General features: G+C 43.7%; 14 protein-coding genes. 4 read left to right on the forward strand and 10 right to left on the reverse strand.

Annotated elements, in window-relative coordinates; genetic code table 11:
• The first annotated feature begins 814 nt into the window (after positions 1–814).
• Together ACI2JM_RS02790 and ACI2JM_RS02795 are read left to right on the forward strand one after the other, a co-directional pair.
• Positions 815–3,373 (forward strand): LPS-assembly protein LptD, encoded by a 2,559-nt coding sequence (locus ACI2JM_RS02790; protein ID WP_404642208.1) that lies wholly within the window; start codon positions 815–817, stop codon positions 3,371–3,373.
• Between the two features lie 150 nt (positions 3,374–3,523).
• Positions 3,524–4,927, forward strand: a complete 1,404-nt coding sequence (locus ACI2JM_RS02795; protein ID WP_109590426.1) for a peptidylprolyl isomerase — start codon at positions 3,524–3,526, stop codon at positions 4,925–4,927.
• 495 nt (positions 4,928–5,422) lie between these two features.
• Here ACI2JM_RS02795 and ACI2JM_RS02800 read toward each other — a convergent pair whose 3' ends face one another.
• Positions 5,423–6,547: an endonuclease/exonuclease/phosphatase family protein gene (locus tag ACI2JM_RS02800; protein WP_404641936.1), complete on the reverse strand. Its 1,125-nt coding sequence runs from the start codon at positions 6,545–6,547 to the stop codon at positions 5,423–5,425.
• 384 nt (positions 6,548–6,931) lie between these two features.
• Here ACI2JM_RS02800 and asd point away from each other — a divergent pair, with 384 nt between their 5' ends.
• On the forward strand, positions 6,932–8,065 hold the full coding sequence (asd, locus tag ACI2JM_RS02805; RefSeq protein WP_404641938.1) for an aspartate-semialdehyde dehydrogenase: 1,134 nt from the start codon (positions 6,932–6,934) through the stop codon (positions 8,063–8,065).
• A 164-nt stretch (positions 8,066–8,229) separates the two neighbouring features.
• On the opposite strand, the gene ACI2JM_RS02810 is transcribed toward asd, so the two are convergent.
• Complete coding sequence (locus tag ACI2JM_RS02810; RefSeq protein WP_238034406.1) at positions 8,230–8,880, reverse strand: heme-binding protein; 651 nt, start codon at positions 8,878–8,880, stop codon at positions 8,230–8,232.
• Positions 8,881–9,115: 235 nt separating this feature from the next.
• Here ACI2JM_RS02810 and tgt point away from each other — a divergent pair, with 235 nt between their 5' ends.
• On the forward strand, positions 9,116–10,267 hold the full coding sequence (gene tgt / locus ACI2JM_RS02815; protein ID WP_193009500.1) for a tRNA guanosine(34) transglycosylase Tgt: 1,152 nt from the start codon (positions 9,116–9,118) through the stop codon (positions 10,265–10,267).
• Positions 10,268–10,363: 96 nt separating this feature from the next.
• On the opposite strand, the gene ACI2JM_RS02820 is transcribed toward tgt, so the two are convergent.
• The 8 genes from ACI2JM_RS02820 to ACI2JM_RS02855 all read right to left on the reverse strand — a co-directional run bounded on the left by ACI2JM_RS02820 (position 10,364) and on the right by ACI2JM_RS02855 (position 21,073).
• Entirely contained in the window at positions 10,364–11,716 is a 1,353-nt protein-coding gene (locus ACI2JM_RS02820; RefSeq protein ID WP_201559871.1) for a sodium-dependent transporter, read from the reverse strand.
• Between the two features lie 310 nt (positions 11,717–12,026).
• Positions 12,027–12,806, reverse strand: coding sequence for an acyl-ACP--UDP-N-acetylglucosamine O-acyltransferase (lpxA, locus tag ACI2JM_RS02825; protein ID WP_060490688.1), 780 nt, complete (start codon positions 12,804–12,806; stop codon positions 12,027–12,029).
• 202 nt (positions 12,807–13,008) lie between these two features.
• A complete protein-coding gene (gene fabZ, locus ACI2JM_RS02830) occupies positions 13,009–13,518 on the reverse strand; it encodes a 3-hydroxyacyl-ACP dehydratase FabZ (protein WP_045444990.1) in 510 nt (169 codons plus the stop codon).
• Between the two features lie 72 nt (positions 13,519–13,590).
• The gene (gene lpxD, locus ACI2JM_RS02835) at positions 13,591–14,607 is read right to left on the reverse strand and encodes a UDP-3-O-(3-hydroxymyristoyl)glucosamine N-acyltransferase (protein WP_404641942.1); all 1,017 of its coding nucleotides are present in this window, start codon (positions 14,605–14,607) and stop codon (positions 13,591–13,593) included.
• 146 nt (positions 14,608–14,753) lie between these two features.
• Entirely contained in the window at positions 14,754–17,177 is a 2,424-nt protein-coding gene (gene bamA / locus ACI2JM_RS02840; protein WP_404641944.1) for an outer membrane protein assembly factor BamA, read from the reverse strand.
• Between the two features lie 262 nt (positions 17,178–17,439).
• A complete protein-coding gene (gene rseP / locus ACI2JM_RS02845; RefSeq protein ID WP_404641946.1) occupies positions 17,440–18,816 on the reverse strand; it encodes an RIP metalloprotease RseP in 1,377 nt (458 codons plus the stop codon).
• Positions 18,817–18,901: 85 nt separating this feature from the next.
• Complete coding sequence (gene ispC / locus ACI2JM_RS02850; protein WP_404641948.1) at positions 18,902–20,110, reverse strand: 1-deoxy-D-xylulose-5-phosphate reductoisomerase; 1,209 nt, start codon at positions 20,108–20,110, stop codon at positions 18,902–18,904.
• Between the two features lie 153 nt (positions 20,111–20,263).
• Positions 20,264–21,073, reverse strand: a complete 810-nt coding sequence (locus ACI2JM_RS02855) for a phosphatidate cytidylyltransferase (RefSeq protein WP_045451791.1) — start codon at positions 21,071–21,073, stop codon at positions 20,264–20,266.
• Positions 21,074–21,264: the final 191 nt, after the last annotated feature.

The raw sequence follows: 21,264 nt of genomic DNA on the forward strand, positions 1-21,264 counted from the left end.
CCTCAGCAACCATTCAAAAAACAGCTTGGCTATATTATGAATTTTGGTAAATAGTGTAGCTGATTTGGTTTTTTTTGACTATGATTAGTCGTCATTATATGTAAAACAGCCAAATTCTTAAGATAGCATTATCAATCAGTGATTTTTTAGGCGTTTATTAACCGCCATACATGATTAATAATATGGTTACTAAATTCAGTATCGCAATCCAATAGGCTCTGCAATCATAGGTGTGCCCTTGTTATATTCTCCGCTTTACCAAAGCATCCGTTTGATCTTATTTGGTGCCTTAGGCTTGTCCAGCCTAGCCGTTAGTGCTGCGCCCAGCAATGCTGATACACAGCAAACTGAGTCGCTAATCACTGAAGGTAGCACCCGTTATGTCTCTGATGTTACACCTGATGCCAATCGCAGTAGCGTCCAAAAAGACAGCGACTATAATGATATCCGCTATCAAAATAGCAGTAATCAAAAAACTGACTTTCAGCGTAATACGTCTCAAAAGGCTGCTACTGATAACAATATTTCAGATAGTAGTTTTGACAATACTTTTAATGAAAGCGCCTTTAGTGAAAGCGCCTTTAACGACAGGATCTCTAATGAGCGTACTATTAATGAAAGTCCCTTAGACAACCGCCCTCTAGAAATTACCGCCATTAATGAGAGTGATGATCAAGGTTTTGTATCAGCAGAAGATACGATTGCGACTACTCAAAACAATAGCACCGCTCAGCTTGCTGAAACCACTGCATCTAAAGCCGCACAGAAGACTGGTAAAGTTGATGTGAGTGATGAAAGTATTCAAGATAGTCTGATGCGTTTAGCAGAATTTTATGAGCTGACACCCGATACAGATGCCTCAACATTAAACAATAGCGATAATGCTAACCAAGATGTCATTCAAAACGGGCTAACACCTACCCCGCAAACCATCCCAAAAGTGGGTAAAAACTTACAGTTATTACCGAATGCCGTAGATAGCGCCCAACGCTGCGAAGGTCAATGGGTTTATCCAAAGAGCAACCCTAACTATCAACGCGCGGTCAATGAGGCGGGAGCAACCAATGGACAGCCTGCGCCAAACTTAAATGGTCTTCCGAATAATCAAGCGCCGCTGTTTTCAGAATCAGATTATGGTTATTACGACAATGTCGACTATGCAGAGCTGTCGGGCAATGTCATCATCAATCAGGGTACCCAGCAGATAGAAGCAGAAAAAGTCTTGTTAGATTTGAGCAATGGCATTGCCGCCGCTCAAGGTAAAGTCATGTTTACTGACCAGGCGACAGGTCAGCAAGTATCACGCAGCAACGCACTAAACCGCTCATCGAATAACCCCCAAGCCAATTTCACTGAAAAAGCATCAAAAGGCGGACTTATTGGGGTCGCCGATAGTTTAAATTATAATACTGAAACTGGACAGTCGACAGCCAATGATGTGGCTTTTGCTAGTGTAGAACTGCAAGCTCATGGTTATGCCAAGCGCTTGAACAGACCAAATGACAGTCAATATGAGCTAGATGACGTCATGTTTAGTACCTGTCCACCAACCAATCGTAAATGGCAGTTTGATGCCAAAAGCATTGATTTAGATACCGATACAGGTCGCGGCGAAGCCTATAACACTACTTTCCGTATCGCTGACGTGCCTGTATTCTATTTGCCTTATTTCAACTTTCCGATTGATAATCGTCGCACCAGTGGTTTTTTATTGCCGAATGCCAGTATCAGTAGTGAAAGCGGTCTTGAGGTTGATATACCCTACTATTTCAATTTGGCACCCAATTATGATGCTACGCTGAATACCCATATTTATACCGATCGCAATCCTATGGTGTCAGGCGAGTTTCGCTATCTGACCGAAAGTTATGGCGAAGGTATTTTTAATGGTTCATATTTGCCTAATGACAAAGAATACAATGACGAAAACCGCTCTAGCTTCTTTTATGATCATTATTGGTCATCTAAGAGCATTCCACGCTTAAGCGGTGATGCAAAATACAGCTATGTGTCAGATTCAGACTACCTCAATGATTTTGATACGCTGGGTCTATCAGATAGCACCATAAACTTACCACGCCGTGCACGTGTCAATTATTATAATGACTATGTTGATGGTGAATTGAAGGTAGAAACCTTTCAAACTCTAGACGCTTTTACCAGTAATGGTAAACCCTTAGAAGACAAAGATAAGCCTTATTCAAGATTGCCGCAGCTCAAACTCGATTATCGACTGCCTTGGGCGAAGAGCTTCGATATCACTGGTGTACATGATTCCGCTTATTTCAAAAAATCCATCGACGATGGCTCTGAGAATGAAAAAAGTGGCGGACGAATTTATAATAAACTCAGCGCCGTTTATCCCATGGAAAAATCTTGGGGTTATATCAAGCCCAAACTGAGCTTACAACATCTCTATACCTCTTATGATGAGGATAGCTTAGCCGACAACCAGTTGAGTGATAAAGACGGTAGCCAGTCGGTATTTGTACCGCAAGCCAGTATCGATGCAGGTCTAAATTTCTATCAAGCAGGCTCGCCTTTTGGCGCATTCGACGATACCATGGGTGGTTATCGCTTGCTAAGCCCGCGATTGAAATACACCTACTCGCCATATGAAGACCAAAACGATATTCCAAACTTTAATACGCGTATTGCCTCTATTAACTATGAACAGCTGTTCTCTGACAGTTGGTTTTTAGGGCATGATCGCTTGCAAGATTTGCATTCGCTTACTCCTGGTATCAATTATCGTTACATCGACGCAACGGGTGTGACACGTTTTGATGGTAGCATTGCAGAGCAGTTTTATATCGATAATGGACGTGTTACGCTTGATGATCAGCAACCTGTCTTCACCTCTTCATCTTCAGGGATGGTTTGGGATACCAGCACGCAGCCTTACAACAACTTTTGGGTTGATGTTAGTGGCGCACTGACCAATGATTATGATTTAAATTATATTACGACTGAGCTGCGTTATCAGCCGTCTGACAACAGCTTGTTTAATGTTGGATTTGTCAAACGTCAACGTGATGAAAACACCGATCAGCTGCCGCTCTCTGCTTTTACCGCATCGGCTGTCTTTCCAATCAATAACAGCTGGCGAATCTTGGCTCAAGGTCAATACGATTACAATCGTGATAAAGTTCTTGATTCGTTGGTCGGCGTTGATTACGAAGATTGCTGCTTTGGTTTTGCAGTTTATGGTCGTCGTTACTACAATGACTTAAATGTCAAAGACAAACCAACGCAAGCCATTATGGCAGAGATTAGATTGAATGGTTTGGGTAGTGGTAGCAGCCGCCTGACTCGCTTACTCTCTGATAAAATCTTGGGCTTTGAACCTGTCCAGACTGCTTGGAAAGATTAAGACCGTGCTTGTATAAATATTTTTGCTATGTATTTCATAACCCTGTTTGTAACCCTATTATGGTCAACCCTGTCTAATATTTGACTGTTAAAAGTATTAAACAGCGTTGACCAACTACCATCCGATGCGATGACATTGATGAGGAGCATCATGAGATTTTTTTCTTTACGTCAAACCAGCCGTGCTGTATTGCTATCTATGAGTGCCAGCCTTGCGCTTACATTGAGCGCCCAAGCTGCCACCGTTAAACCTGCAAAATCACAAGCGCCTCAAGCAAATGCCGTGACCGCGCAGAATAACGTCAATCGTTTGACGCCAGCCAATAGCACCGACGGTATTATTGCTTTAGTCAATGAAAATGCTATCTTAAAGAGTGATTTGATCGATGCTATCACTCAAGCACAAGCACGTGCACAAGCAGCAGGTGAACCAATAGCAAACTCAGCACAGCTACAGTCTGAGGTGTTAAATGCGCTCATATTGCGTGAGTTACAACTATCAATGGTCAAGCGCGTCGGTTTAAACCCTGATGAAGCGGCTATTAATCAGCGCCTTAGTCAAATCGCTCAAGCAGAAGGGCTGACGAGCATCTCAGCTTTGCAACAGCGTTTGGACGCAGCAAAACCTGGTAGCTATGCGGCGCTACGTGCGCAATTAATCGAAGACGCAGCCATTCAAGCCTTGCAACAGCGCCAAATCGGTAACCGCGTGCGCATTAGCGAACAGGATATTGATGCATTTTTGGCCTCGCCTGAAGCCAAGCGTTTAAACCAGAGTGAGTATCAAACGATTCATGTACGAGTGCCCTACATGGATGACTACAGCCGACTCTCAGAAGCCCAACGCAATGAGGCGTTAAAGGTAGCAGAAGCTCTGCGTACTCGCCTGCTTGCACCAAACGTTGATGTCGCTGAAGCGGTCGCTGCTAGCCAAGGCAACTATCCTATTCCGCTACAAGGTGGCGATATGGGCTTTCATAAAGCCGCGTCTCTACCTACAGAGCTATCAAGTGAAATTACCAAACTTGAGGTTGGTGCGGTCAGCGCACCATTAATAACACCTGAAGGTATCGATATCATCAAACTTGCTGACAAAAAAGCCAGCGACACTATGCTGATACCGCAGTGGCGTACTCGTCACATATTGGTAAAAGTTGATGAGCTACAGACAGATGCGCTTGCTGAGCAAAAGATTAATGATTTGTATGAACAGCTACGCAGCGGCGCTGATTTTGCTGGTTTAGCATCGACCTATTCAGATGATCCCGGTTCAGCTGGGCGCGGTGGCGATCTTGATTGGGTGAGCGAAGAAGACATGATTGGTCCATTCGAAGCCATGATGAAAAACACAGCGGTTGGCGACTATTCTGCTCCTTTCAAAACCCAGTTTGGCTGGCATATATTGAAAATAGAAGGCAAACGCCAACAAGATGTTAGCGATCAATATCGTCGCAACATGGCACGTCAAGCGCTTTATCAGCGCTTAGCACCACAAGCCAAAGAAGACTGGCTACAAGAGCTACGCGCAGGTGCTTACATCCAAGTACTTGGCTAACTGATATAGGCATCGATAAGTCAAATCTAATAATGCTTTGTCAAAAAGGGTATATGCTAATGCATGTACCCTTTTTTTATTAACGTTCATTTATGCGCTAAAAATAATCAGAAGGTCATCTCAAATATATTGCAGCATGTCCAAACGCAAGAATATCGAATAAAGTTATTATAAGCATTACGCACACAAAGAAAAGCCCCGAACCTAGGGCGATTGGTTCGGGGCTATGGCGCTTCATATTGTTGTTATTATTTCTTCCATGCTGACTCATCCTAAGTCATAAACAGTATCCTATAAGACAGCGGGCTGACCTGTGCTTTTATTGATACTGTCTCAACACTGCATCCATGCGTATCCTTGTGTTGATGCAGGTATTGTAGGGTAATCAGTTTAATGCGACTAGAGGCTAAAGACCTTATTTAACGTAAGCATATGCTTACAGCCTCTTTTAACATTGCATCATACGATGGCTATAGTAATGGCAGGCTATCAACCCTAACTTCTCTGCTCTTCTGCATGTTCCTTTGAGACTTTTTCACCTTCTTTTTTACCTTCTACTATTTTATTATCAGTCTCTTTTATATCTTCCGCTTCTGCAGTAGGGGCATTTTGCGCTTGATTGCTCTCCTCTTCTGGTTCATATTGTAAAGTCGTCATAACAGGAAAGTGATCCGAACCTATCGACGGCATACGCCGAATATCTACCACCGTAAAGCAAGCACTATGGAAAATATGATCCAGCGCCCAACGTAAAAATGGATAGCTGACATGAAACGTATTGATAAAATGTCGACCAATACGCGGATCCAACAATCCTGAGATACGTTGAAAGCGTCGCGTGGTCTTTGACCATGCTACATCATTGAGGTCGCCTGCCAATATCGCCGTTTGCTTGTTTTCTTTGATGTGCTTGCCAACCATCAATAGCTCAGCATCGCGGGTGGTAGATTTATCCGCTTCCGTCGGACTCGGCGGCATGGGATGCAAGCAATACAACCAAATCACACGACCACTTTGCAGGCGCAGTTGGGCATGAATAGAAGGTATGTCATCAATCATCAAGTACTTAACTTCAGGATCAATCAACTCAAGCTTAGAATAAAGATGCATCCCATATAGATTGTCTAGTGGCACTTTCACGGTGTAAGGATAATCAGCCTCGATTTGATGCAGCGCTTTTTCCCATTTGTCATCACTCTCTAGCGTAATTAAAATATCAGGCTGTCTTTGCTTTACCAAATCCACCAATTTGTGGGTGTCATCATTGGGCGTTAGTACGTTTGATACCATTATTTTTAGTTGATGCGCCTGCCCTTCTGGCTTGTCTTTTGCCTTTTGAACTTCTTTTTTCCATAGCTTGGTATAAGGCAATACCATCCTGAGCTGAAAGGCTAATGTAATGCTTAAGACGGTAAATAACAGCCACTGTCCCAGCTGCCACTCTGACCAAAAAATCAGCATACCAATCCAAGCGATGACACCCAACACCATGATCTGAATACGCGGAAATTCAACACCGCGCACCCACCAATTATCCAGTGGTATCCAGCCCCAAATCGTCACAAATGCGATGAACCCTGCTAGCCACTGTATGCTGTAATATAATAGTGAGAGATCCATAGTATGTATTAGCCGTCTATTAAATGATGAATATCGCCATGGTTTTAACTGAACTGACGTTAGCTGTTTACTTTAGCATTTCAGAAGGTTATCGCCTACTAATGAGCATGGATTATTCGTTAACCGCTATAAAACATTACACTTTTAATTCGCCCACCATAACGGGTACTACGGACGAACTTATTTCTAGGGCTATCTACTTATGGCGAGTGAGGTGTCGCCGCTATCACCCCATTAGGTTAATAACTTAAAGTTATACTGAACATCATTAATAGTGTATGAAAAACCACTAAAAACGGCCAAAACGCCTTGCTTTTTATGGCTATTCACGGCATTGTTATCGGCTGGCAATGCAATAATTTATGGTAAAAAGGATTGAGTTTCATGAGTAATTTAACAGTAGGCTTGGTAGGCTGGCGCGGCATGGTCGGTTCAGTATTAATACAACGTATGACTGAGGAAAAAGACTTTGACGGTATTACACCCGTGTTTTTCTCAACCAGCAACGCAGGTGGTGATGCCCCAAGCCTTGATGGTATTCATACCGGCCAATTAAAAGATGCTCATGATATTGACGCGCTAGCAGCTTGTGATGTCATCATTACCTGCCAAGGCGGCGACTATACTTCGCAAGTCCATCAACCGCTACGTGATAGTGGCTGGAATGGCTACTGGATTGATGCGGCAAGCACCTTGCGAATGGAAGATGAGAGCATCATCATTCTCGATCCAGTCAATCGCGCCGTTATTGACAGCGCCCTAGCCAATGGCAAAAAAGACTTTATCGGTGGTAACTGTACCGTGTCATTGATGCTCATGGCGATTGGCGAGCTGTTTAATAAAGGCTGGGTAGAATGGGTCAGCGCCATGACTTATCAGGCCGCTAGTGGTTCTGGTGCTAACAACATGCGCGAGCTAATCAGTGGTATGGGTGTATTGCATGATGCGGTCAAAGATGAATTGGCTGATCCTGCTAGCGCTATTCTTGAAATTGATAAAAAAATCGCGCAAACCCAACGCTCGAACGACTTCCCTACCCAGTACTTTGGTGTACCACTAGCTGGTAGCTTGATTCCATATATTGATGTTCAACTAGAGAACAAGCAGTCAAAAGAAGAATGGAAAGGTGGTGTTGAAACCAACAAAATCCTTGGTAATTCTGAAGCTGATAAGATTGCTATCGACGGTATGTGTGTCCGCGTTGGCGCGATGCGCTGTCATGCGCAAGGCCTTACCATCAAGCTCAAAAAAGACATTCCGCTAGAAGAAATCGAAGCAGCACTTAAAAACAGCGGCAATGAATGGTTGGACTTGGTCGAAGACGACAAAGAAGCGACTATGAACCGCTTAACGCCAGTAGCCGTGACTGGTACATTGACAGTTGCACTAGGTCGCTTGCGTAAGCTCAATATGGGCCCTGAGTATCTAGGCGCATTTACCGTTGGTGATCAACTATTATGGGGCGCAGCCGAGCCGCTACGTCGTATGCTTAATATCATCCGTGAGCAAAAAGACTAAGCTTATTTTCTTAAAAAGTCAGTACAAAAAAGACAGCAAATGCTGTCTTTTTTTATGAGCATATCATTTCCAAAAATTTGAATAGCACTGCAAACAGATGCAAACACTACTTATAATAAGCTCAGCAAATGTGACAACGCTCATCTTATACTTTGAGCCTAGTATTACTTTGGCTTGTAAGCAATCATCACTTCATTACGGCGCAAAAAAGGCAGCGTCCAAGGCGGATTATAACGTGCCAGTTCAGGCTCGCCCGTTATAGTCAAATTTTGGGTTTGCATCCAAGATTGTAGCTCTTCCGTTTTAGTCGCTACTTTTTTACTGCCTGCCAACCCTGAAAACTTAATCACACCGTACGTCTGTGCTAGCACCTCGGTAATCGTGATGTTTGGATTATTGGGCTTTGGTAGTGTTTGCATCGTATATTGACTGGGCATAGTAAATTGTACACGCCATTTACCGTCGTCTTGCTGCATGCTTACTGGTGCTGTCATCGCAATTTTTTGTGATTCGCTATCACTCTTTTTGTTATTGGGCTGCATTGTAACGGGCGCAGTCATGCTAATTTTACTACTGCCGCCAGCTGGCGCTGTATTATTGCCAAATATATAGTCGGCTAACACTTTAAACCCTTCGCGACTGGCGGAGTCTTGGTCACCACTTACCAACGTTTGCGCTACTAGCTGCTTATCGTAACGACGCAGCTCAAAGTCATCCATTTGCGACAACACTGTATAATTCGGCTCTTCGGTCGCCATAGCTGCTCCTGAGGTTAATAATGAACCACTTAATAATAAGTAGGTTGCCTTTTTCATAGGATATCTCCAGCAGTTAAAACATCGCTTAGCAATGGTTACTGTCTCGCCATTATGATTTCTACTTTACCAACTACTCATAAGTACTGTCTGTGTCTTTTGGTTATGACACAATACTATTAACCAAAAGACACATTTGTCAGATATATCAATACCTCATAAACATCCATGTCCAAAAAAATGCTAACAATGCTATAATTAGCACCATTTTCATAGCTCACATAGCGGTTATCATATGCAATTTGTTTTACATAAAACGGCCAGCGGTGACACGCGTGCGCGCCGTGGTACGGTTCATCTCAATCATGGCGACGTACAAACGCCAGCGTTTATGCCTGTTGGCACTTATGGTACGGTCAAGGGCATGCTGCCACGTGATATTGAAGCCATCGGTGCTGATATCATTTTGGGCAATACCTTTCATTTATGGTTACGTCCAGGTACTGAAGTGATTGATAAATTCGGCGGTTTGCATAAGTTCATGCATTGGGATAAGCCTATCTTGACCGATTCAGGTGGCTTTCAGGTATTCAGTCTGGGTGCCATGCGTAAAATCACCGAAGAAGGGGTCGACTTTAAATCTCCTATCGATGGTGCGAAAGTTTTTCTGTCGCCAGAAAAATCGATGCAGATTCAGTACAGCTTGAACTCAGACATCGTCATGCAATTTGATGAGTGTACGCCCTATCCTGCGACTCATGACGAAGCTAAAAAGTCATTAGAGCTGTCATTACGTTGGGGACAGCGCTGCGTAGATGAGCACAACAGACTGGGCAGCACCAACGCATTATTTGGCATTATTCAAGGCAGTATGTATCCTGATTTGCGTCAGCAATCACTTGAAGGCCTGCTCGATATCGGCTTTGATGGTTATGCCATCGGTGGTCTGTCGGTTGGTGAACCAAAAGATGAAATGATAGATGTCCTAGACTACCTCCCTGATGATATGCCAGCAGATAAGCCACGCTATCTGATGGGCGTTGGTAAGCCTGAGGATTTAGTTGAAGGCGTACGCCGCGGTGTCGATATGTTCGACTGTGTGATGCCGACGCGTAACGCGCGTAATGGTCACTACTTCGTCACAGGCGATGCAGACAATGCTGGTGTGGTACGTATCCGTAACAGCCAGTATCGCAATGACGAAGGTCCACTAGATCCTGAGTGCGACTGCTATACTTGCCAAAATTTTAGCCGTGCTTATCTCTACCATCTTAATAAGTGTAAAGAGATGCTGGGCGCTCAATTAGCGACTATCCATAACTTACGCTATTATCAGCGTTTAATGCAAGGTATCCGTGATGCCATTGAACAAGACAAATTTGATGAGTTTGTCAGCGAATTTTATAACAAACGTGGACAAACAGTACCTGAGTTAAATCTACGCTAATCATACTTTTGCCATTGTCATAGCTATAAAAAGGGCTTAAGAATTATCTTAAGCCCTTTTTAGTGTGTTGCTTTTATTATTTCTAGTTAATCAGTACTAGCCCATTAACGAGGTTACAAATACCACGATCACGGCAATCGGTGCTACAAACTTAGCAACGATTTGCCATAATTGCCATGCACTATTAGACAGACCAAGCTCTTGTTGAATACTGCGTTGATCCATTTGCCAACCAACGAAAATAATTGCAGCAAGACCAGTTAGCGGGAGAAGGAATTTACTGGTAATTTTATCCAATGCATCAAAGATACCGTTCCCCATGATAGTGAAGTCAGACCATAGGTTAAATGATAGTAATGCCGCAACGCCTAATAGCCAAATCACTGTACTGGCAACGATGGTTGATACCGTACGACTCATCGGTGTACGTTCTTCTAAAAACTCAACGGTTGGCTCAAGCAATGAGATTGATGAGGTAATAGCAGCAAAAGTAATAAGTAAGAAGAACAATGTACCAATGATAGTCCCTGCGCCCATGCTACCAAAAGCGATCGGTAAGCTGACAAAGATAAGACCAGGACCTGAAGCAGGGTCTAGACCATTGCTAAAGATGATTGGGAAGATTGCTAGACCAGCAGCCAAAGCAATAACCGTATCTAAAATCACAACGGTACGGGCGGTTTTTAGTAAGTTCACTTCACGACCCAAATATGAGCCATAAGCAATCATAATACCCATACCAATAGATAGGGTGAAGAAGGCATGACCCAATGCTGCAAGCATCACATCGCCAGTCAACTTGCTAAGATCTGGTGTGAATAGATAAGCCACTGCTTCGCCAAAACCACCGTTTATTACGTTGTAACCAACGATGACGAACAAAATCACGCCGAGTAGTGGCATTAAGACTTTAGCTGTGGTTTCGATACCTTTGGTCACACCAATACCGACAATCAAAGCAGTAATAGCCATAAACACGGTATGCCAAATCGTCAACGTACCTGCTGAAGCCAACATAGCATCAAAGGTCGCAGCAATAGAATCACTGTCTTGACCAATAAAACTGCCTGTACCTGCTTTAGTAATATAGTTGAGTGCCCAGCCGCCAATCACACTATAAAACGATAGAATTAAGAAACCACCTAAAATACCTGACGCACCGATGATGCCCCAACTGCGCGATTTACCTTCACTTGCTGCAACATCCGCAAAAGTGTTGACTGGGTTCTTTTGCCCACGGCGACCAATCAGCCATTCAGCGACTAGAATCGGAAAACCTACCAGCGCGATACAGAATAAATAAGCGATAACGAAAGCTGAACCACCGCTTTCACCGACCATATAAGGAAACTTCCATATGTTTCCCAAACCAACTGCTGAACCAACTGCTGCCAATACGAAGCCAAAACTTGAGCTCCACTGTGCATGTTCTTGTTTATTAATAGCCATTTTTTCCGTCCTCGTGCTTCAATTAACATCACTGATAATCTTCCTTGATTATCATAAATAGCCATGAAAAATATCAAGCTATTCAATAAACACCTCAATGTGAGGCGTCCAGCAACATTAAGAAAGAATTGTTTACAATATCGTAAAGGCTCAGTTTCTGCTAAGCCACCAAAAAAGTCAAGCGCTCATAAACATAAAAAGCCATAACAATTGGTTATGGCTTCTGGTAATTTTATCTATAACTGACAAGAGTTTGGCTAATTAAAAAAGGCATACTATATATGATTTTCAGCAAAACCCAATCGCCGTTCTAGCGCACCACACCACGACGGCTTTTTTGTAGTGAATCAATGAGCAACTGGATTTTCGGCTCTTTTGGTAGCAGCTCATTATTCAAAACCTCAAGCGCTTGCACGGTCGTCAGACCGGATCTAAAAATCATACGATAAGCTTGACGCAATACCTCAATTGTCTCTTTTGACCATCCTTTACGACGCATGCCTTCCACATTGAGACCATGAGTCGTTGCTGGATTACCAGATACCATGGTAAAGGCTGCTACATCTTTTAGAATCAGACTTGCGCCCCCAATCAAGCTATAGTCATCGACCGTACAAAACTGATGAATACCTGAATTACCGCCAATGATCGTGTGATTACCAATAGTCACATGCCCTGCAACGCCAACATTGTTGGCCAATACATTATGATCGCCAATTACACAATCATGAGCCACGTGAGTGTTCACCATTAGTAGATTATGGCTGCCTATTTTAGTGAGCTCACTATCTTGTGCGGTACCACGGTGTAAACTACAGGCTTCTCGAATGGTATTATGATCGCCAATCTCAAGCCAAGTACGCTCACCAGCATACTTCAAATCCTGAGGATCTTCGCCAATGCTCGCAAATTGATAAAACTCATTGTGTTGACCAATACGAGTCAATTTGGTAACAACTACATGGCGATGCAGAACCGTGTGAGCGCCAATAGTGACCTCATCACCGACGATACAATACGGACCAATGATAGCAGTCTCATCAATTTGGGCGGACGGTGAGATGAGTGCTGTTGGATGGATCTGACTCATAATGTGGGCCTTTGTATGATCTGATGCGAGTAAATGGTAAAACAAATACAGCCAATTTAGTTTTATGAAAAAACCTAAGCATGGCTCTGCTGTTAAATGCGAGTGTCAATTATAATGCTTATGACCCGCTTTGACCTAATTTTTTAGATGCTTTGTTTAAAGAATTAGGTCGGCTACGAGGCACAATGGCTATTAGTAAACGTTACTGTTCTTGGCGAGCAATCATTATTTGCGCACTGGCAGCTAACTCATCGTCAACATGTACAGTACAGTCAAATTTATAAATACCGCGCTTCTGCATCACTGTTTTAGCACGAATAGTCAACTGATCACCAGGAATCACTCGACGTTTAAAACGGACTTTATCAACACCTGCAAACAGATATAAATAACCATCTTCTGCGGTCAGACCGGCACTGATAAATCCGAGCACGCCTGAGACCTGAGCCATGCACTCAACCATGAGTACCCCTGGCATAATCGGCTCATCAGGAAAATGACCATTGAAAAACTCTTCATTGATAGTCACATTCTTAATACCTGTAATGCACTCACCAGGTGTGCAATCAATAATCTTATCTACTAAAAGAAAAGGATAACGGTGTGGCAAATAATGCTTTAACGTATGATAAGTTAATGGCAGCGTAAGACCTTGCTCAGCTAAGCTTTTCATTTCTTTATCATTCAAAATATCGATATCGGTGCTGCTCATAATGGTGCTTCCTTGCTAGGTTTCAAATCGCTATGATTTTACTGTGTTTGTATATATGCATTGATATTTTCGCTAATCACGCCCAAGCTGACGGAAGCGTACAGCTGCCCGTCGCCAGTTAGCGGTCGGCATAGCAGCCGTTCCAGAGGAGTATGAACCAGCGGTTTTGATAGATTTGGTTACCATGGTCATCCCAGATAAAGTGACATCATCTGTAATCTCGATATGACCTGTGATACCGACCGCACCGCCAATAATACAGCGCTTGCCGATACTAGTGCTGCCTGCGATACCCGTTTGAGCCGCGATGGCTGTGCCATCACCGATACGCACGTTATGAGCAACTTGTACCAAATTATCAATAATAACGTGATTGCCAATGACCGTATCATCAATGGCACCTCGGTCAATGCAAGTTTGACTACCAATTCGCACATGGTTGCCAATTACGACCCGTCCTAACTGAGCAATACGCTCCCAACCACTGGTACTAGGATCTTTGGTTGGTGCAAAACCAAAACCTTCTGCACCCACACTGACACCCGCATGTAACCTCACATGATCACCAATAACACAATCATGCCCGATCACCACTTGTGATTTAATAACGCCATCAGTACCAATAGTCGTATTTTCTTCGATCACCACATGCGCCGCAAGTGAGCTACGCGCACCAATTTGCACATAATCGGCAATCACACAAAAAGGTCCGATATTCACCTGCTCACCAATGACAGCACTATCAGCAATCACAGCGCTAGGATGAATACCACCAGACAGTGACTTACGAGCAAACAACTGGCTAGCACCAGCATAAGCTAAGTATGGGCTTGCGACGACTAACGCTATCGCTGTGGCGGGCACTTGATCGCGATATTCTGCAGTAACCAATACAGCCCCTGCCTCGCTGATAGCCAGACTAGAAATATAATGAGGATCGGCCAAAAAGCTTAACTGATTATGACCAGCCGTGGTCAAACTACCAATACTGCTGAATTTTTGACGTAACTGTTCAGCGCTGATTTCAGCCTTATTGGTGATGGGCTGACGCTGCTCAATCCGAGTGATAAGTTGCTCAATCGTTATCATAGTGACTATTAATATCAATATTATTATGAATAAGACAATCGCCAAGCTGAACAATCACCTTGGCGATCTACTAATATCTAACAGATGCTGCGTTCATTTAAGTAACTGCTATGGTTAACGACATGAACGCAAACAATCATGCTACGTTAGAACGTATTACCAATCTGGAACTGAACTTTTTCAGTTTCATCGCCTTCTTTATCACCAATAGGTACAGCATAACTTAATGAAATTGGACCAATTGGCGTATACCAGGTTATACCTGCACCCGCACTAAAACGCATACTATTGTCTTGCGTCAACAGTGGTACGCCCGTATCAGTACCGTCATTAGGATTGATAAAAGTGCGATCTTCCTTATCAGTCGTATCAAATACTTGACCGCCTTCAGCAAACAATACTGGACGCACTTGATCTGCCCAATCGCCCTTAAACGGCATTGGCAAAATTAGCTCGCTACCGAAGCTGACTAGCGCATTACCACCTATGTCTTCGTCTTTGTAACGCACATCATCATTTATGGCATCATAATACGTTTGTGATTTTGGCCCAAGGGTTGAGGCCTCATAACCACGTACAGAGCCATAGCCACCAGCATAAAAGTTTTCATAAAATGGCAAATCATTACCATAGCCAAGCTTAGTATAACCGCGTGCTACCCAGTCTTTGTAGAAGGGATAATAGATGTTGCCGCTATAAACAAGTTTTTGATAGTTGGTATCACCCAAGCCAATGGTGGCATCGACCGTATGGCTCATACCTTTGGTCGGGAATACTGGACGATCTAAGGTGCTATAGTCCCAGCCGAATAGTAGGTTATAAGTATTGTAATCATTTTTAAAGCCTGTGCGTCCAGAAGCCTCATTTTCATCATTGACAAAGTTCTCAAACGTACCGCCATCATCAATAATTTGCTGAACGTTTGATATACCTAAGAAGCGACCACCACGTACTGAAGTGTTATCAACATTCAAACCGGCACTAACGCGTTTGGTTTCATCAACAGGATAACTATAGTTCAGCGTAGCACCATAAGAATCGGTGACATAGTTACTGACGTTTCTATCATCGTATTTCGTTTCACGATAATAGGCACTAAGACCTTGTGAGACGCCGTTTTCGGTAAAGTACGGATCGGTATAACCCAAGCTATAAGAATCACGGGTTTCTGAGCGTGATAGTGCCGCTTTCACACGGTTACCTGTACCCATAAAGTTGTTTTGTGTTAGATCTAACTGGAAAGTCACACCGCCGCTTTGCGAGTAACCCGCGGCAATCGTTGAGCTACCAGAAGGCTGCTCTTCAACCGTATAATTGATGTCTACTTGGTCTGGTTGGTTCGGTACTGGTTTCACATCAACGTTGACAGCTTTAAAGAAGCCTGTACGCATCAGACGTGTCCGTGACAACTGGATTTTGTCACTAGTTGCCAATGCGCCTTCTAATTGACGCATTTCACGGCGCAGTACTTCGTCTTGAGTTTTGATGTTACCAGTAAAGTTAATACGACGAACGTAAATAGGACGTGCAGGGTCGATGAAATAATCGATATCCACTACTTTGGTCTCGTCATTGATACGTGGTACTGGTCTCACCTGCGCCAAATAATAGCCTTCATTACCGTAACGACTCTTAAGTGCCGCGGTGGTTTCATCGAGCTTGGCTTGCGAGTATTTTTCATTGGGTGCAAAAGTCACCAACTCTGTTAGTTCATTGTTCTCAAAAGTCGGCTTACCTAAGAAATTCACTTCGCCAAACTGATATTGTTCGCCTTCGCTTAGACTCACTTCGATAAACACGCTGCTCTTATCTTCACTGATATTGAGCACCGCATTATCTACTGCAAAACGTACATAACCATCATTTTGGTAAAGCGCTTTTAAATTCTCTAAACTGGCAGCCAGCTTTTCTTTGGCATAACGATCAGACTTTGACAGCAGACGTGTCCACGATGACTCTTTTACCGCAAAAACGTCTTTGATTTCTTCATCACTAAAGTGTTTATTGCCAATGATATTAATATCGACCACTTTGGCAGGTTTGCCTTCGACAAAACGCACGTCGAGCTTGACGCGATTGCCATCAAGTAACGTTTGATCAACCTCGATATTGCTGTTGTAATAGCCTTGGCTGATATATTGCTGCTGCAACTCATTGGCGACGCCTTGTAGCGTGGCTTGTTTCAGCACATTGCCCGCAGACAGACCAGCATTGTCTAGCCCTTGCTCTAGCCCTTCTTTTGGAATGAGCTTATTGCCCTCAAAATTGACTTCAGCAATCGTTGGGCGCTCAACGACATCAAACCGTAGCTGTCCACCTTCGATACGGCTTTGAATATCAGCAAAATTTTCGGTCGCATAAAGCGCCTTAATACTGGCTGCTAAACTACTGTCATTTACCGTATCCCCTACCGAAATAGGTAGAACCGGATAGAGGCTATCGGGGGTTAAACGTTGCAAACCATTGAAACCGATGTCAGTGACTACAAATTCTGCAGCCTGTACTGGCATACTCATCATCGCTACAACTAACGGCAACCCTGCCGCGCTCATAAATAAAGGCGTACGCATAAACACTATCCGTCAATAAAAAACTTGCTTAAGTTAAGTTAAAAAGCCCATATTGTCTAGCGCATCTCGCATAAAATTTAAGCGCATACGCAGCAGACTCAGAACACTTTATATAAAATGCATCACAAAATAAACTAAAAATTACGTTTAGTACAGAGGCCATGATACAGAGCATGCTACCTATCATGGTAATAATCATCCCATAATAGGCCTAAAACCATTAGTATCTCGTGCCTTATCGATCATATTAGCGATTCACTGGTCAAAACAGCCGACTAATATCATTACCAATTGCTAACACCATGAAACCTGCCAGCAAGAGTAAACCGATATTTAGTCCAATCATTTGCACCCCTTCTGAGAGTGGCTTACCACGAATCAATTCAATAAGATAATACACAATATGACCGCCATCCAATACAGGAATGGGTAAAAGATTGAGTACAGCAAGACTCAAACTAATCAAAGCCGCCGTCGATAAAACCATCTGCCAACTGATATCAAAACTCTGTTTGGCCACTTTAGCGATGGTAATCGGACCTGACAAATTATCCAAACCAATCATGCCTGATAGCATTTTTCCCATTGAGCTGACGGTCATCACTGCAAGCTGTTCAGTTTTCTCAAATGATTTCACCAATGACTCACCAGGGCCATAGACTACAGTGGTCTTGTAAGCGTCAGGAATAACAATTTCGGACTGTGCCACCATAGCACCAATTTGCCCATAATCGTTACCCAAATTGTCTTTTTTGCCTTGCGGCATAATCTGAAGCTGTACGGGTTTACCATCACGCAATACTGTGAAATTCAGCAAAGTTTCAGGACTGTCGCGGATGATACGAGTGGCACTGAGCCAATCTTTAATTGGTTGATCATTGATAGCAACAATACGATCGCCTACTTTTAGTCCTTGGCGACTGGCGGCACCATCAGCGGTCAAATCACCTACTATCGGTGCAATATCTGGTTGCCATGGCAGCATGCCAAAGCTGGTCAACGCATCTTTACCTTGTGCGCTGCCTTGCATAAACTGAGTTACGGGCGCTTGATAAGTTTTGATCGCATTATCAGCTTGTGTCTCTGATTGCAGAGTAATACTGACATTGTCCGTCTCGCCCATCCGTCCGGCAAGCCGATAGTTGATGCCTTCCCACGTTTGTACCTCATGCCCATCAATCGCAACGATTTTATCACCAACTGGCAACTGTGCCATAGCAGCAGGCGTCTCGGGTAATACCTGCCCAATCTTCGTCGCCAGCTGCTCTGATGGTGTCATAAACAACACCCAAAACAGCGCAATAGCAATGATAAAGTTCATGATAGGACCGGCGGCAACAATCGCAATCTTTTTTAGCGGATGCTGACGATTAAACGCCAAATGTTGCTCAGCTTTTGCTACCTCACCTTCGCGCTCATCGAGCATTTTGACATAACCACCAAGTGGCAAAGCGGAAATACGATAATCAATACCGCTTTTTTTGCTGGTCCAACCAAAGAGTTTGGGACCAAACCCAATAGAATAGGTCAAGACTTTAACGCCGCAAAGACGAGCGACGATATAGTGTCCCCACTCATGTAAGGCAATAAGCGGACCTAAGACAAATATTGCCGCAAGGAGCGTTAATAAAAATGTCATGTTCTTTTCTCAGTATGGTTTCTCAGCATTCTTTCTTTGCATCTTTTATTAACATCGTTTCTTAACGACGCAGTTGTTGAGACATTCACACCAACTTTGCCACAAGTTTGTCCGTCAGGTGACGTGCTATTTTATCAATTGCGAGTATATCTTCTATGTCAGCCGTTTCGTTTAACGGTGGTAGCTGTATATCATTCAAAGCCTGCTCGTTGATATCAGCAATGTCGGTCAGGCGAATTTTCCCAGCCAAAAACGCCGCCACGGCAATTTCGTTGGCCGCATTTAAAACAATCGTCGCTTGTGTGCCCGCTTGCATCGCCTGTCTTGCCAAACGCAAACACGCAAATTTTTGCAAGTCAGGCTCAATAAACTCCAAACCACTAAGTGCAAATAAGTCTAACGGCTGTGAGCCACTCTCAATACGATCAGGATAACTGAGCGCATGGGCAATGGGCGTTTTCATATCGGGGCTGCCGAGCTGCGCCAAAAAGCTACCATCGCTATATTCTACCATTGAGTGAATGATACTTTGTGGGTGAATCACCACATTTATTTTATCTTCAGACAAATCAAACAAATGGCAGGCTTCAATCAGCTCAAGCCCTTTATTCATCATCGTGGATGAGTCGACAGATATCTTTTGACCCATTGACCAATTTGGATGTTTGACCGCTTCAGCGACGCTCGCTTGCTGCATCTGCGCAAACGATTTTTGCAAAAACGGTCCACCAGAGGCCGTTAACCATAGCTTACGCATGCCGTGGTTTGGCTGATGAATTTGAGTATTGTCCTGCTGAATAGCCAGTGGTAAACACTGAAAAATAGCATTGTGCTCAGAGTCAAGCGGTAACAAAGTAGCGTTATGCATTTTGACCGCATTAATCATCACTTGCCCTGCCATCACCAGCGCTTCTTTATTGGCTAGTAAAATACGCTTACCTGCACGAGCAGCGGCTAAAGTAGAAGGCAGACCAGCTGCGCCTACGATCGCAGCGACAACGGTATCCGTCTGCGAATCAGTGGCAATATCAACCAGCCCTGCTTCGCCGCCTACCACATCGATGTCAAGACCTGCCGCACGGAGTCGCTGGGCAAAATCATCGACTGCGGCGGTCGGTACGCTAACGCGCTTTGGCAAAAACTGCTGGCAAAGTGCAAACAGTTTGTCTAAACGGTGATAGCCTGACAGAGCGTAGACCGTGTAAAGCTGTGGTTGCGCCGCTAATATTGCTAACGTGCTATCGCCAATCGAACCTGTCGCGCCTAGTACGGCGATGCGTTGCGTCATAACCATCGGTGCCTGTAAATGATACTCTAAAAAATTAAATAAGAAATCGATAAAACATCTGATAAATAAGAGATGGACGATATCCAATGTATTGACTAGTCACTCATCTTAACCACTATAATTAGGGCGTATCATCGTCTATGAATTATTTTTTCAGTCCTAAACCACTATCAACCCTAACTGCTGTATCGCCCAAAAACCAAGCGCAAATATCGGTGTAGCAGATAGCAGTGAGTCGATACGGTCAAGCACGCCGCCATGCCCCGGTAAAATCGTTCCTGAATCTTTGACATCAGCGCGGCGCTTAAGCATCGACTCAAATAAATCACCAAGTACCGAGGCTAAAATAGTCAAGGCTGACAATGCTACAAATGCAACTAACGGCACACCCGTCAATTGCAACTTAAATACACTGATGGCAATGACCACGAGCAGACCAGTGACCAAGCCACCAGCCAACCCTTCCATACTTTTATTGGGTGAGACGTTCGGTGCCATTTTGCGGCGACCAAGCTTACGCCCCACAAAATAAGCGCCACTATCTGCGCACCAGACCAAAAGGAACACATAGAGCAACCACCATGCTGACAGTTGCCACAAATAAAACATCGCCGTAATCGATGCGGTCAATATCACCGCACCCATCAATGCCAGTTTTTTGCCATACCAATTGGTATGAGTCGGGAACACTCGCACCCAAGACAACGCCATTAGCCATATAGCCAGTGAAGCCACCCACCAAAATAACCATGTCACTTTAAACATGAGTGATACTAGGGTCAACACCAAAACCAATAGCACAAACAGCGCAGGATGACGCCACTTAGGCATCAGCTTAGTCCATTCGTGAGCGGCAATAATGACGCCTATCGCTAACAGCGGTGCAAATAAAATAGGGGTTTGGCTCGCAAACATTGCAATACCAACGATAATAACGAGAACAACTGCCGTCTTAATTCGTTGCCACATACTTATTGAGCCTTATAATAATGAAAAACGCATGGTCAAAACGTGCATTATAGCAGCTAATCTACAATAGCCCACTAATAGCAGTTGACGCTTATTGACGCGGTTTATTATTTCACAAACAAGCAATATTAACTACTTATACGATAGCGGCTTTGTAAGAGCTTTTTCCTTTACAAAATAACAGGCAAATG

The organism is Psychrobacter sp. NPDC064578 (genome assembly GCF_044901245.1).
GTDB lineage: Bacteria > Pseudomonadota > Gammaproteobacteria > Pseudomonadales > Moraxellaceae > Psychrobacter > Psychrobacter cibarius_C.

Coding starts and splice junctions, on each gene's coding strand:
- ACI2JM_RS02790 (WP_404642208.1), top strand. CDS start 815: ATGCGTTTAGCAGAATTTTATGAGCTGACACCCGATACAGATGCCTCA.
- ACI2JM_RS02795 (WP_109590426.1), top strand. CDS start 3,524: ATGAGATTTTTTTCTTTACGTCAAACCAGCCGTGCTGTATTGCTATCT.
- ACI2JM_RS02800 (WP_404641936.1), bottom strand. CDS start 6,547: ATGGATCTCTCACTATTATATTACAGCATACAGTGGCTAGCAGGGTTC.
- asd (WP_404641938.1), top strand. CDS start 6,932: ATGAGTAATTTAACAGTAGGCTTGGTAGGCTGGCGCGGCATGGTCGGT.
- ACI2JM_RS02810 (WP_238034406.1), bottom strand. CDS start 8,880: ATGAAAAAGGCAACCTACTTATTATTAAGTGGTTCATTATTAACCTCA.
- tgt (WP_193009500.1), top strand. CDS start 9,116: ATGCAATTTGTTTTACATAAAACGGCCAGCGGTGACACGCGTGCGCGC.
- ACI2JM_RS02820 (WP_201559871.1), bottom strand. CDS start 11,716: ATGGCTATTAATAAACAAGAACATGCACAGTGGAGCTCAAGTTTTGGC.
- lpxA (WP_060490688.1), bottom strand. CDS start 12,806: ATGAGTCAGATCCATCCAACAGCACTCATCTCACCGTCCGCCCAAATT.
- fabZ (WP_045444990.1), bottom strand. CDS start 13,518: ATGAGCAGCACCGATATCGATATTTTGAATGATAAAGAAATGAAAAGC.
- lpxD (WP_404641942.1), bottom strand. CDS start 14,607: ATGATAACGATTGAGCAACTTATCACTCGGATTGAGCAGCGTCAGCCC.
- bamA (WP_404641944.1), bottom strand. CDS start 17,177: ATGCGTACGCCTTTATTTATGAGCGCGGCAGGGTTGCCGTTAGTTGTA.
- rseP (WP_404641946.1), bottom strand. CDS start 18,816: ATGACATTTTTATTAACGCTCCTTGCGGCAATATTTGTCTTAGGTCCG.
- ispC (WP_404641948.1), bottom strand. CDS start 20,110: ATGGTTATGACGCAACGCATCGCCGTACTAGGCGCGACAGGTTCGATT.
- ACI2JM_RS02855 (WP_045451791.1), bottom strand. CDS start 21,073: ATGTGGCAACGAATTAAGACGGCAGTTGTTCTCGTTATTATCGTTGGT.